The organism is Marinisporobacter balticus, from assembly GCF_004345705.1.
Taxonomy (GTDB): Bacteria; Bacillota; Clostridia; order Peptostreptococcales; family Thermotaleaceae; genus Marinisporobacter; species Marinisporobacter balticus.
Map to the genome: position 1 here is coordinate 71,468 of NZ_SLWV01000012.1, position 13,570 is coordinate 85,037.

Sequence of the window (13,570 nt, forward strand, 5' to 3'; positions counted from 1 at the left end):
TTCTTCTATTATATAGCATTCAGTAAATTTTGAAAATTAGACTTATGTATTTCTAATCCATAAATATTCATTTTTTTTAGATTTTCTAAATACATATGCCCATTCCTTTGATATAATATATAAAATACTTTTATATTTCATTTTAAAGTTGAAATCTATAAAAAAATAAATTTTTACCTTGTAAAGGAGTATAACTATGTGTACTTTCATATTTGGTCATAAAAATCCAGATACAGATTCAGTCGTTTCAGCGATTGCATTTTCCTATTTAAAAAATCAATTAGGTGCTTCTACCACCCCTTGTGTGTTAGGTAATATCAATAAAGAATCAGAATATATACTAAATTACTTTAAATTGCCTACACCAAGTCTTATACAAAATGTAAAAACCCAAGTGAAAGATTTAAACTTTGATACAGCGCACGGGGTTACACCAGACTCTTCCATATTAAATGCCTACAAGTTAATGTCTAATAGCAGTCAAAGAACCCTTCCTGTTATGGATACAGATCATAAATTATTAGGCATCCTCACCATGAGAGATATTGCCATGGGTTTAATTACAGGAGATTTTTATCATCTTCATACATCCCTTTCAAATATTGTTGAAGCGTTAAATGGGAAAATATTAGTAGGAGAGAACTTCATGGTAGAGGGAAAAATTTCAGTAATTGCTTTCTTTTATAAGACCATTGAAGGATCTTTAGACCAAAACAAAATTATCATTGTAGGAGATCGTTATGATGTGATTGAACATGCCATTCATTCAAAAGTAAAATTAATTATTGTAACAGGAGGAAAAGAAATTCCTGCCAATTGTTTAAGTCTTGCAAAAGAAAAAGGTATTCCTATCATCTCTGTCCCAACGGATACATACACTACATCAAAACTCATCCATCAATGTAATGATGTATCCTCTATTATGAAAGGGAGAGATATTATAAAATTTAATCAAAATGAATATTTAGAAGATATAAAGGAAGAAATTATTAATACCAACCATATAAATTATCCTATTGTAGATGATAAAAACACATTTTTAGGATTTATAAACCGCAAACACATCTTAAAACCTAGTAAAAAGAAAGTCATTCTTGTAGACCATAATGAATATAGTCAAAGCGCAGAGGGTTTACATGAAGCCGAAATCCTAGAAATTATTGATCATCACAAATTAGGAGATATTTGTACAACACGGCCTATAAATTTTAGGAATATGCCTGTAGGAAGTACTTGTACCATTGTGTATCAAATATTTAAAGAACAAAACATGCCTATTGATTATGAAATTGCAGGTTTGCTTCTATCTGGTATTTTATCTGATACTTTATTTTTTAAATCTCCTACAACTACAAACTTAGATCAAGAATGTGTAGAAGCATTAAATGCTATTTTGAACCTAGATTTAGATACTTTCGCAATAGAAATGTTTAAAGCAGGAACCTCTCTTGACGGTCAAAGCATAGAGGAAATTTTTTACAAAGATTTTAAAGAATTTGTTTTAGAGGGTTATAAAATTGGAATCGGCCAAGTATTTACTTTAAATATTGATGATGTATTAAACAGAAAAGATGCATTTATTGATTATATGGATACATTGCATCATAACAAAGACTATTTCTTAACATTGCTACTTATTACGGATTTATTAAAAGAAGGTTCTTATTTATTATTTAGATGTAATAGTAACCACTTTATTTCTACAGCATTTCAGGTAGAATCCAAGCAAGGTGTATTCGCTCAAAATATTCTTTCTAGAAAGAAACAGGTTCTTCCAAAACTCTCCGAAGTCTTAAATACCTTATAAAAATCGGCATGCTGCTATCGCAGCTGCTCATTTCGCCAACAAAATTTCAAAAAGAACTTTAAAATTTTTGTTGTTCAAAAAAGCTACGAATCATTCGCAGCTTTTTTTATGCCTTATAATAAGTGAATATTTGCTTTTTCACATGCATCCATCATATCTTGCGTCCATATTGCTGCTTGTACCTCACCAATATGTGCCTTTTGTAAGAAGAACATACAAATTCTAGATTGTCCAATTCCTCCACCAATTGTAAGGGGTAATGTTTGATCTAATAATAATTTGTGATACGGCAATTCTTTACGATCTTCACATTCTGCAATCTTTAACTGTCTCTCTAAAGATTCTTTATCTACACGAATTCCCATTGAAGACAATTCAAAAGCAATTTCTAGTACTGGGTTCCAAAAAATGATATCTCCATTTAATTCCCAGTCATCATAGTCTGGGGCTCTACCATCATGTTTTTCTCCTGATTTTAAAGCGCCACCAATTTTCATAATAAATACAGCACCTTTTTCTTTGGCAATTGCATTTTCTCTTTCTTTTGGAGAAAATCCTGGGTACATATCTTCTAATTCTTGTGTAGTAATAAAACTAATCTCCTCTGGTAAAAAAGCTTCATAAACTTTATATAAGCTACTAACATAGCTTTCTGTACTCTTAAATACGCTATATAGTTCTTTTACAATACTTTTTAGATTTTCTATATTTCTATCTTCTTTTGCAATTACTTTTTCCCAATCCCATTGATCTACATAAATAGAATGTAAGTTGTCTAAATCTTCATCACGACGAATCGCATTCATATCTGTATATAAACCTTCTCCGTATTTAAACCCATATCTATAAAGGGCCATACGCTTCCATTTTGCGAGCGAATGTACAACTTCAACTACTTTTCCACCTATTCCTTTTACATCAAAAGCTACAGGTCTTTCTACCCCATTTAAGTTATCATTCATACCCGTCTCAGGTATTACAAATAATGGTGCAGATACTCTTGACAAATTAAGTGCTTCCGCCAATGTTGTTTCAAAATAATCCTTTACCTCTTTAATCGCTACTTCCGTTTCTCTTATATCCAATTTGGGATCATATCCTCTCGGGATCATTAATTTTTCCATATCTATTCCTCCTAATTTTTAATTTAAAAATAGCATATTTCTTTGTTTGGTTTACTTATTATAAAAATTCGCATGGCCATGCTACATTTTTAAAAATAAAAAAACCCTTCATTCCCTGTGAAGGGACGAAAGGTTATATTTCCGCGTTACCACCCTGATTAGCTTAAGTGCTCACTCATATCAGTACAGAATAAATATTCGATACTGTCCAACAAATAACGGTTTGGCTCCGTCTAAGTCTACTCTCCTTACGGATTTTGGTTAGAAACTCCAAGATGTTCTTCAAAATAGGCTTCGTATTGGTCTCTCACCTTCACCAATTCGCTGAAACTACTTCCTAAATTTACTCTTCTCATCACAGTTTTTGTTTTGCTTTTGAATTATTATAATTGATTATACGCAACAAATTACAAAATGTCAACAATTTTTTGAATGAATTAAATTTGAATATAATTCCATATTCTTTTGCATCATGAATATCCTCGCAATAGAAGCCCTTTGTTTTTGTATTATCAAATATTCTCTTACGTCTTCCATACCTTGTAATATATTATAACACACCTAATGGATTTAAAAATTATTATCGTCTGATTTACCTTTTTCAAAGGGATTCTTATTTTAAAAATACGCTTAAATTTAAGCCTTTCACCCCCCAATTTTTTTGCTGAATTATTGATATTTTTAACATTATATGCTATAATCATTATCGAAAATAAAATTTAATTTTTGGAGGGTTTTTAAATGAAAACAGGTACAGTTAAATGGTTTAATGCAGAAAAAGGTTTTGGATTTATCTCTGTAGAAGGTGAAGATGATGTATTCGTACATTTCTCAGCAATCCAAAGCGAAGGTTTCAAATCTTTAGAAGAAGGTCAACAAGTTGAATTCGAAATCACTGAAGGAAACAGAGGTCCTCAAGCAAGCAACGTAGTTAAGCTTTAATTTTGAAATTTTATTTTAATATATAGTAAATACGATAACTATTTCTGAAAGATAATAGCTTTCTATTTGAATATATCATTAAGATAAAAAAGAAAAAAGGTTATTGAAGTGGTCAATAACCCTTTTTCTTTTTTTTTATCAAACTCTCTTCGCCTAATTTATAGTAGAAATGAATAGATAGGAATAATCAGTATACTTAAAACAGTTGAAAACCCTACCATAATGGCAGCATATTCTGCATTTACTTCATAGAATTCAGAAACCAATGCAGCTTGCGTTATGATTGGCATTATAGCTTCTATAATGAAAACATTTTTTAATAAATTTGGGAATTCAAACAATTTCAAGCACATAAACATAATCAACGGGGCGATTACAAATCTTCCAATTAATACGAAGTAGCTACAACGATCTAGTTTAATTTGCTTAAAATCAATTGAATAGATTACAGTTCCTATAAAAAACATAGATAAAGGCGTCGTTAAATTTCCAATATATTGAAATGGATTTATAATAAAAGCAGGCAAATTGATTTCCAGTAATACGAGCATAATCCCTACAATAAATCCCATAAATGGCGGTGAAAAAATTTTTTTAAGCGATTCAATCCCTGAAATTTTTTTACGGTTTTTTCCGTTACTATTTCTGATACTATTTACCCCTAAAGTCCAAAACAAACTTGTATTGGCAATATAATAAAGAAATACATAGGTCGCACTTTCCTCACCAAATAATGAAATATTTACAGGTAACCCAATAAATATGGCATTAGCGAAAGTAATCATTGTACAAAATATTCCTCTTTTATCTTCGTCGATTTTTAAGATTTTTGAAATGCAAATAGCCATCAAATAGGTAGCTATAATACTTGCAAAAGCTATGATTATTCCGTTCAAGGAATGAAATAGCTTTTCTTTACTGAACCGCATAGGAATATTTACAACCATCATGAGTGGCAATGAAACATTTATAACAAGTTTAGAAAAAAGCTTACTGGTTTCTTTATTTAAAAAACCTTTTTTTGTTAGAATAAAACCTGTGCCGATCATAATAAAAATTGTTAAAACACTATTAAAACTATTTAACATGGGATATCCTGCCTTTCTAGATTATAAAATTTATGTCTCTTTATCCAAAACATTCCAAAGCTTATCGTATCATAGATTTAGCGTATAGTAAAACAAAAAAACTACTCCTTTTTATTTTCCTTTCGGAGTAGCTTTTTATTTACAAAATGAATCTTTTCTTATGCCATGTCTTCTTTATATTTCTTATCCACCCTAGCATTATATAATAATCCTACAAGGAACAAGCAGCCCCCTATTATTTTCCCTTTTGAAAAAATATCTAAATAAAAATAATCAATCACAGCACTTGTTAAAATTTGACCAATAAAAGGCACTATGACAATATATACAGCTGGAATTTTTGGGACTGTAATATTCAATAGAAAAATGGTTCCTAGACCAATAAAACCCCCTAAAAAATAATACACTGGCGTTGCAATCAATATTTCAATGGAAAGCATATGCTCTCTCGTGATAAAGCAAAGTAAAATAGAAACGATAGATGCCATAAAATAGTTTATCATCACATCATTGACAACCCCAATTTTTTGACTAAGTTTCCCATTTAATATAGTCGCTACCACAATTGCAACCCCTATTAAAACTGCTAATATGATATACATAGGATTCCCCTTTCTATAAAAACAGCATGGCAAACATGCCTACTAAAATAATTGAAAACCCAACCAATTTTTCTTTTTTAAACCTTTTCACTTCCATCTCAAACAATCCATAATGATCAATCAAATTTGAAACGATTAATTGCCCAAACAAACTAATCCCAACGACTAAGGTAATACCTAATTTAGGAATACAAATATTATTGAGTAATACAATCAAAGCACTCAATATTCCTGGTAGAAAAAACATCTTTGGGATTTCATTTAACTTCACCCATTGATTCTTTCTAATTACAGCTATCATGCATATCAATAAAAGTCCAATCAAATGAAAAATCAAATTACTATAATAAGGGCCTATTACCCCCCCAAGCATACCATTTAAAAAAAGCATCATAGCAAGTAATACTCCTGATTTTAACGCTAACCCTTTATACATATAATCCCCTCCACACTTTACAATTTTCTATAAATAGAATATCATTTCTTTAGCGTTTACAATATGACATATGTCATACATGGGAGGATTTATGAAAAAAATTGCCGATAAAAAACTTCTCTATCACTACATATCAAAATATAATATTGATCATATTTTAAATGATGCAACCCTTTCTTATACACAGCTGCATTACTACGAAAAAGGTGAACAGATTTTACATGCTGAAAATCAATTAATTTACTATTACTTTTTTGTTTCAGGAAAAATAAAAATATTTTCTCAGTTAGAAAATGGTAAGTCTATGCTCTTACGGTTTTACACAGAATTTGATACATTAGGAGATGTTGAATTATTTAAAAACACTTCTATTCGTTGCAATGTAGAAGCCGTTGAAAACACCTATTTAGTAGGCATTCCAGCCAAGATATTGAGAGAAAAATGTTATGATAATCCAAAATTTTTAAGGTTTGTGATTCATTCTTTAAGTACCAAACTTGAATCAACTTCTATCAATAGTTCTTATAATCTTCTATATCCCTTAATCAATCGTCTATCTAGTTACTTAATTGAACATATTACAGATAAGGACTATATCATTTTGACCTCATCCTATAATGATATTTCTGAATTCTTAGGTACTACTTACCGTCATCTCCATAGAACGTTTAATGATCTTACCTCAAAGAGGATTATACGATGTGATGGAAAAAAAATTTATATTTTAAATAAAAACGCATTGATAGAACTATCCAAGAATTTGTATCGGTAGGATATATTTTAAAGATAAAAAAAGGATATTTTTATTATTTGAGTGAACTTCTGTATTTTCGTAAATACTAACTTAAAGGAGGAATCTGTATGCGTGTTCGATTAGGCTATGTAGCCATTGCACTAAAACTTCCAAAAGTAACATCTTCCAGCCATTTGACTTATACACGATATAAAAAAATGTTTTCAGAAGAAGAAAAAATCAATGCATTAAAAAAAGTTACCAGATCCAATATGGAGGATTTATATAAAATTCTTTTATATAATGCAGAGAATAATATTCATTTTTACCGCATTACATCTAAACTCATCCCGCTCGCAACCCATCCAGAAGTTACCAATTGGAAATATAAAACCTATTTTAAAGAAGATTTTAAAAGGCTTGGTGAATTGATAAAGAAAAATAATATGCGCGTAGATACGCATCCAGATCATTTCAATGTATTAAATAGTCTCAGAAATGATGTTGTAGAGAAAACAAAAAAAGAATTAGTCCTTCATGATTACTTGTTTGATGCTATGGATTATCCTGAGGGAAAGATGGTGCTACATATTGGAAGTGGTCAATGCGGAAAAGAAAAATCAATTAACCGTTTTATAGAAAATTTTCATACACTCCCTTCTAAGATCAGGAGTCGATTGATCCTTGAAAACGATGATAAGTTATTTACTGCAAAGGAAGTTTTATCTGTCTGCAAAAATATTAAAATACCTATGGTATTAGATATACATCACCATCTTTGTAATAATGAAAATACTTTAATTGAATCAATTTTACCTAAATTCTTTCAGACATGGAAAGGAGAATTTTTTCCTCCAAAAGTTCATATTTCAAGCCCAAAAGAAGGAGAAAAAGATAGAAAACATGCTGACTATATTCTCCCTAATACCTTCATTCGCTTTTTAGAAAAATGTAATGGTTATCATCAAGATTTAGATGTAATGATTGAAGCAAAGCAAAAAGATCTCGCATTATATCAACTCGCAAAGGATATACAAACCCTTAGACCCGATTGGAAATGGATAGACACTACAACGATAGAAATAAAGTAGCCTGCTCTATTATCCATTTCCACTACTATAAAATTTTGCTATCTTTTCATCTTAAAAAAATACTTACCCTTGTTTGTGAATGATATGGTTCAATCCTTGATCAAAAATATTTTTAACATGATCATCATCTAATGAATAATACACTGATTTTCCTTCTTTTCGATACTTTACAAGGCGTGCTTGTTTTAATACTCTCAGTTGATGAGATATCGCAGATTGATTCATACCTAATACTGCGGCGATATCACATACACACATTTCTTCCTCAAAGAGTACACAGAGTATTTTTATTCTCGTTGTATCCCCAAATACTTTGAAAAATTCTGCTAATTCATAAAGATTTTCTTGTTGTGGCATTCTTTTCTTTATTTTGTTTACAATATCTTCATGAATTACAGTACAACTACAAACATCTATATTTATATTGTTTTTAGTCAAAATACCACCCTTTCATCATTATATGAAGATGATTCATGTGTATTATAACTCTTTTTCCTATTTCTATCAACTCTATTTTGAAACACCACAAAACTATAAAATCTCTTTTCCCTTTCATATATTTTAAAATATCCGCATTGACCTATATAAAAAAGCAAGGACATATCAGCCCTATGTTATCCTTGCTTTTTTCAATAGATTTTTATGTAAAATATTCAATTGTAGCGTTTTTAAAGTTGTCATTGATAAGTAATGAAATATAATCTTTGATTTCATTACTTTTTTCTTTCGGATAAACATGCTTAAATTTACCATAAGGCCCCCATTTTAATCGTCTCGTTTGTTCATTCATATCTAACTCTGTTTTAGGAAATCTCTTCAGTATTAATTCTTTGGCAGTCGCTGTAAATCTATGCTGTATGAGTTCAAAAGTAATGGTGTCATCATAATCTCCTAATTGACATTTTAATCGATTGAGTAATTCCTTATATTCTTTTTCCCAACCGTCATACATCATAATCGGTGCAATAATAAATCCTATAGGATATCCACTACCTGCAATTTTTCTTGCAGCTTCTATTCTTTCTTCAAACCTCGCTGTATTATGCTCAAATTTATCAATTACAGTTCTTGTGTTTATGCTAAATCTGAATTTTGTATGCTTATTATGATTTATATTTAAAAAAGAATCTACATGATCATATTTTGTAATGACTCTAAGTCTACCCTTTTCACTTTTTCCAAAAAATTCTATACACCTTTTTAGGTTTCCTGTTAAGTGTTCTAATCCAACCGGATCTGTAATACTTCCACTTTCAAAAGTAGTAATATCTGGTAAATGCTTGTCAATATGCTCTTGAATCACATGCAGAATTTCTTCAATATTTACAAATACCTTCATAAAAGGTTTTTCTCCTTGTGTGGTTTGCAAGTAACAATATTCACAGTGACCTGGACATGAACTAGATAAAGCAAATTGATAATCAGCAGATGGTTTACAACTTCTTAATTTTTTTTGACCATTTACAGTAATATATACTGTTTTCTTTGCTTTGGCATAATTTTCAGAAGGCGTTTTTCCTTCTATTTTAACGGTTCTGGAGTCAATAATAGTAATATTTTGATTTTCTAAATATGCTTTTACAATCTTTCCTACATCATATTTCAAACTTTTCGGATCCATATAAACAACATCTGGCATAAATAGTTTCATTTTCTCACCTCTATAAAATATTATGTACACTTTTCTGTAGTTTAAATATCATTAGACATAAAAAATATATTACTTGATTTTACAAAAATATTTAAATCTTTTTTAAAATGTCTAGTAATGCACATACTATCTGTATACGAAAATTGTAAAGTTACCCACAAACTCAAGTAATTTATAATTTCCTATAGATTATAAAAAATCCATATGTTGCTATAGTAACTGTTCATTTCGCCAACAAAATTTCAAAGCAAACATTTCTTTAAAATGGATAAACAGGAGGAAAATAGATTGAAATTATTAACAGGCAATATGCTTTGGACAAATATGCATAAAATTCCTAATCAATATACTTACTTAAGTGAGAATCTAACTTGTGATGTTTTAGTAGTAGGCGCGGGAATAAGTGGTGCACTCGCAGCTTTCTACCTTGCTGAGGCTGGAGTAAATACAGTAATTATAGATAAAAATATCATCGGCTATGGCAGTACACGCGCATCTACCTCCATATTGCAGTATGAAATTGATACAGATTTATTCGAACTTATCAGCATGATTGGAGAAAAAAGTGCCGTAAACTGCTTTAAACTTTGTGAAAAAGCCGTTTATGATATAGAAAAAATCGTAAATACCTTAGACGATGATTGTGATTTCTCTTTGAAAGAATGTTTTTATTATGCCACAAAAACTTCACAGGTTTCTCCTTTACAAAAAGAATGCCATTTAAGACAAAAATATGGGTTTGATGTAGCATTTTTAGATAAAGAAAGTGCAAAGGAAAAATTTTCTTTTCCTGTAGCAGGTGGTATTTATTCAAAATCTGGCGCAGCACAAATCAATCCCTATCGTTTTACCCATGCTCTTATTTCTAAATCCATAAAAAATGGTCTTAAGGTATTTGAAAATACAGAAATAATAGATATACTGCCTAAAGAAAATCATGTGCTTTTAAAAACAAACAATCATTTTAATATTCAAGCAAAAAAAGTTATCATTGCTACAGGCTACGAAGGAAGAAATTATATCAAAGAAAAAATAGTACACTTCTTAAGAACCTTTACCATTGTTACGAAACCCGTTAAAAATTTTGATGGATGGCATAACCAATGTATTATAAGAGACAATAATGATCCCTATACGTATATAAGAAATACGGGTGAAAATAGAATTATTATAGGTGGTGAAGATGAAAAAATAGGAGGAATCAATAGTACCATGTCTAATTTATCCGACCATGATTTGGTATCTACTCAAAAATATACCGTGTTATTAGATAAGCTAAAATCCTATTTTCCCAAAATAAATGATATAGAAGCAGAATACAAATTTAGTGGTTTATTTGGCATAACAAAAGATGGCCTCCCCTATATCGGTGAATATAAAAGTATGCCCAATTGTTATTTCTCTTTAGGATATGGCGCAAATGGCATTTTATATTCTGTTTTAGGAGGCCAATTATTAAAAGATTTATTTCTTGGAAATGATAGACCTGAATTAGAATTATTCAGATTTAATAGATAGTTGTAAAATAATATGACATACATATCCCTATTTCAATAACTATTTACAATTTATATAATAAAAAAGATTCATCAAAACCCGATGAATCTTTTTATTATAATTTTTCACAACTTTTTAATTCTTCAAAATCATAAAATGGAGCACATAATGATCTAACTTGCACCACTATAGATAACTTATTACCTAAGCCTAATCTTTCGACTAAACCCAAGCAGGTCATTACCCATAATGATGGTTTGTTCGATCATGCAAAATACCTTAACAGCTATATATAACCTTTCGGCTACATACAACCATTAGCCAAAAGCCTGCGGCACCCTGCATCATCTTCGCTCGACCCTATATGATCAGTTGGAACCCTATTACAATCAAAGAAGCTTCGACTGCAATAAAGCTTTTCCCAACCATATAAAATCTTCCCTCCGACTGCATACGAACCTGCCAAAATCCGCATACACTCTTTGGCCGACCCATATATACCCCTGATAGGAGCACATATAAGTCTTGGCTCAACCATTATATACCCCACACTATTATAGTGTCCCTTTCTAAACTAAAACATTCGTATTATTCCCTTTGGCGCTTATATTACATAAATTGCCCAATACCCATTCTAAGCATCCAGTATCTAAATACATGTTATAATCAATATCATAAAGTATTTTGTTTTTTTAGAATAAAATCATCCCATATGCACAAAAATAAAACTATTGTCCTTACATTTTTATAAAATAAAAAACGATTACCGATGGTCGTATAGAAAGGATTGCTATGGATACCTTACAAAATATATTTAAGGATTTTGAAAACCATCTAATGTCCGATGAAAAGCCTTCACATTATTTTAATAAAATATTTAAAGAAAAAAACATATCTCATCAATATCCATTCACCATGCTAAATAATTTGAAAAAGGTAGATCAATCTCCAAAACATCACCCAGAAGGAAATGTTTGGAATCATACAATGCTTGTGGTAGATCGTGCAGCTATGAAAAAAGAAAAAAGCAGTAATCCAAAGGTTTTTATGTGGTCAGCACTCCTACATGATCTTGGAAAAGTTCCAGCCACAAAGGTTAGAAAAGGTAGAATCACAGCCTATGATCATGATAAATTCGGTGAAAAACTATCTAGAGATTTTTTAACAGTATTTGATGTTGAAGAAGATTTTATTCATCGTGTATCTAAAATGGTTCGATGGCACATGCAGATTTTATTTGTAGTAAAAGATCTGCCTTATGCTGACATTGAAAAAATGTTAAATGATATTCACCTAGAGGATATGGCACTGCTTTCTCTATGTGATAGGCTTGGAAGAGGCCCTGCCACCGAAGAAAAAGTAACTTTAGAAGAGAAAAATGTAGAGATGTTCCTCCAGAAATGTCGTGCATTCAAAGGTTAAAATTTTCCAATTAGAATCCTAGTCATGTTTTCACGCGACTAGGATTCTATATTTATTCTCTTAGTCATATTTCATTATACCTTTAGTCCATTCACAATCAAAGCTGTTCCTTGAGGTGGTATGCTTCTTGTTAATATCCCATTGAAAATAATATCCACATTTTGTCCTATTTTCAGCTTCTCAAAAGTCATTATAATCGTATTTTTATTAATATTAAAAAGATAGGTCTTCCCTTTTTCATCTTCGATTAATAATGATCTTTTGCCTCCTCTTACATTTATTTTCTTTATTTGTCCTATAACCATTTCATACGTATCTTTTTTTACTTTATTTGGATCATTTTCCTCTAATTTTTGTAATGAACTATAAATATTATTCAAAACTCCTGGTTTCTCCACATTTGATTTTGAAGAACATGCGGTTATACAAAGCATAACAATCAAAAAATACAGTCAGTATTCTATATTTCATATCCTTCATTCCTCTATAATATATTTTTTGATTTTTATTTTTGTTCTGTACTTAGTGTATGCTTTTTTCAAAATTTTATTTTATAATTTGTATTTTTTTCATTCTTTTAAGGGAATATTGACTAAATTTCACATAAAGCAGATCTAATAAAAGACACGCAAATATACCTCCTTTGCGTGCCTTTTCATCTTAACTATATCTCTTTTTTCATGAATACAGTGTATTTTAATTCTCTATAGGGTGGCATTTCAACAAAACCTCTTTTTTTATGAAATGCAATGGTCTTTGGATACTTTAAAGATTCTATATAAATTTCTATTTCTCCTATGCTTCTAAGATATGCCTCACGAAGATCACATATTTTTTGTGCATAACCTAAGCCTCTATAATCGGGTCTAATATGTAGTGTTTTTGCAAAATATCGATCATGCTGTTTAACCACCATACCACATCCGATTAATTCGTCTGTTTCATTTGTTAAATAAATTACATAGGCGCTATTGATTAAATTTAGCATTGATTTAGCTGTTTTATTATGGCTTAACCCTTCCATTTCATCTTTTGAGTATGTATTGCTATTTGAGTATGCCATACTCTTACTCACTAATATGGCTATCTGTGAGGCAATCTCTTCATGTTCTTTGGATCCAGGATTTTTACTATCTCCTAAATTGTTTATTGTATGAATTTTAATCACGATACTCCC

15 protein-coding genes and 1 other annotated feature are annotated in these 13,570 nt (G+C 30.3%); of the genes, 6 read left to right on the forward strand and 9 right to left on the reverse strand.

Features of this window, described 5'->3' with window-relative positions; all coding sequences use genetic code 11:
* The first annotated feature begins 196 nt into the window (after positions 1-196).
* Positions 197-1,807: a putative manganese-dependent inorganic diphosphatase gene (locus EV214_RS10095; protein ID WP_132245349.1), complete on the forward strand. Its 1,611-nt coding sequence runs from the start codon at positions 197-199 to the stop codon at positions 1,805-1,807.
* 113 nt (positions 1,808-1,920) lie between these two features.
* Here the strand turns inward: EV214_RS10095 and asnA are convergent, their stop codons facing one another.
* Entirely contained in the window at positions 1,921-2,931 is a 1,011-nt protein-coding gene (gene asnA / locus EV214_RS10100) for an aspartate--ammonia ligase (RefSeq protein ID WP_132245351.1), read from the reverse strand.
* Between the two features lie 118 nt (positions 2,932-3,049).
* Positions 3,050-3,299: a binding site (T-box leader), on the reverse strand.
* A 373-nt stretch (positions 3,300-3,672) separates the two neighbouring features.
* On the opposite strand from asnA, the gene EV214_RS10105 reads away from it, so the two are divergent.
* Positions 3,673-3,873 carry a cold-shock protein gene (locus tag EV214_RS10105; protein ID WP_132245353.1) on the forward strand — a complete coding sequence of 67 codons (201 nt, stop codon included), beginning with the start codon at positions 3,673-3,675 and terminating at the stop codon, positions 3,871-3,873.
* A 158-nt stretch (positions 3,874-4,031) separates the two neighbouring features.
* Here EV214_RS10105 and EV214_RS10110 read toward each other — a convergent pair whose 3' ends face one another.
* From EV214_RS10110 to EV214_RS10120, 3 genes are all read right to left on the reverse strand, one after another.
* Positions 4,032-4,961 (reverse strand): AEC family transporter, encoded by a 930-nt coding sequence (locus EV214_RS10110; protein ID WP_132245355.1) that lies wholly within the window; start codon positions 4,959-4,961, stop codon positions 4,032-4,034.
* Between the two features lie 158 nt (positions 4,962-5,119).
* The gene (locus EV214_RS10115; RefSeq protein WP_132245357.1) at positions 5,120-5,563 is read right to left on the reverse strand and encodes a DMT family transporter; all 444 of its coding nucleotides are present in this window, start codon (positions 5,561-5,563) and stop codon (positions 5,120-5,122) included.
* A gap of 13 nt (positions 5,564-5,576) precedes the next feature.
* Positions 5,577-5,999: a DMT family transporter gene (locus tag EV214_RS10120; RefSeq protein WP_132245359.1), complete on the reverse strand. Its 423-nt coding sequence runs from the start codon at positions 5,997-5,999 to the stop codon at positions 5,577-5,579.
* Positions 6,000-6,090: 91 nt separating this feature from the next.
* On the opposite strand from EV214_RS10120, the gene EV214_RS10125 reads away from it, so the two are divergent.
* A complete protein-coding gene (locus EV214_RS10125; protein WP_132245361.1) occupies positions 6,091-6,771 on the forward strand; it encodes a cyclic nucleotide-binding domain-containing protein in 681 nt (226 codons plus the stop codon).
* Between the two features lie 89 nt (positions 6,772-6,860).
* The gene (uvsE, locus tag EV214_RS10130) at positions 6,861-7,823 is read left to right on the forward strand and encodes a UV DNA damage repair endonuclease UvsE (RefSeq protein WP_132245363.1); all 963 of its coding nucleotides are present in this window, start codon (positions 6,861-6,863) and stop codon (positions 7,821-7,823) included.
* A gap of 63 nt (positions 7,824-7,886) precedes the next feature.
* On the opposite strand, the gene EV214_RS10135 is transcribed toward uvsE, so the two are convergent.
* Together EV214_RS10135 and splB are read right to left on the reverse strand one after the other, a co-directional pair.
* Positions 7,887-8,261 (reverse strand): ArsR/SmtB family transcription factor, encoded by a 375-nt coding sequence (locus tag EV214_RS10135; protein WP_243116613.1) that lies wholly within the window; start codon positions 8,259-8,261, stop codon positions 7,887-7,889.
* A gap of 202 nt (positions 8,262-8,463) precedes the next feature.
* Positions 8,464-9,474: a spore photoproduct lyase gene (gene splB, locus EV214_RS10140; protein ID WP_132245365.1), complete on the reverse strand. Its 1,011-nt coding sequence runs from the start codon at positions 9,472-9,474 to the stop codon at positions 8,464-8,466.
* A gap of 288 nt (positions 9,475-9,762) precedes the next feature.
* Between splB and EV214_RS10145 the strand changes: the two genes are divergently transcribed.
* Complete coding sequence (locus EV214_RS10145; protein ID WP_132245367.1) at positions 9,763-10,992, forward strand: NAD(P)/FAD-dependent oxidoreductase; 1,230 nt, start codon at positions 9,763-9,765, stop codon at positions 10,990-10,992.
* Between the two features lie 339 nt (positions 10,993-11,331).
* Here the strand turns inward: EV214_RS10145 and EV214_RS19380 are convergent, their stop codons facing one another.
* Entirely contained in the window at positions 11,332-11,466 is a 135-nt protein-coding gene (locus EV214_RS19380) for a hypothetical protein (RefSeq protein ID WP_279233121.1), read from the reverse strand.
* Positions 11,467-11,763: 297 nt separating this feature from the next.
* Between EV214_RS19380 and EV214_RS10150 the strand changes: the two genes are divergently transcribed.
* On the forward strand, positions 11,764-12,393 hold the full coding sequence (locus EV214_RS10150; RefSeq protein ID WP_132245369.1) for an HD domain-containing protein: 630 nt from the start codon (positions 11,764-11,766) through the stop codon (positions 12,391-12,393).
* 74 nt (positions 12,394-12,467) lie between these two features.
* Here the strand turns inward: EV214_RS10150 and EV214_RS10155 are convergent, their stop codons facing one another.
* Positions 12,468-12,773: a DUF3221 domain-containing protein gene (locus EV214_RS10155; protein ID WP_165916327.1), complete on the reverse strand. Its 306-nt coding sequence runs from the start codon at positions 12,771-12,773 to the stop codon at positions 12,468-12,470.
* Positions 12,774-13,057: 284 nt separating this feature from the next.
* A complete protein-coding gene (locus tag EV214_RS10160) occupies positions 13,058-13,561 on the reverse strand; it encodes a GNAT family N-acetyltransferase (protein ID WP_132245373.1) in 504 nt (167 codons plus the stop codon).
* Positions 13,562-13,570 lie beyond the last annotated feature (9 nt).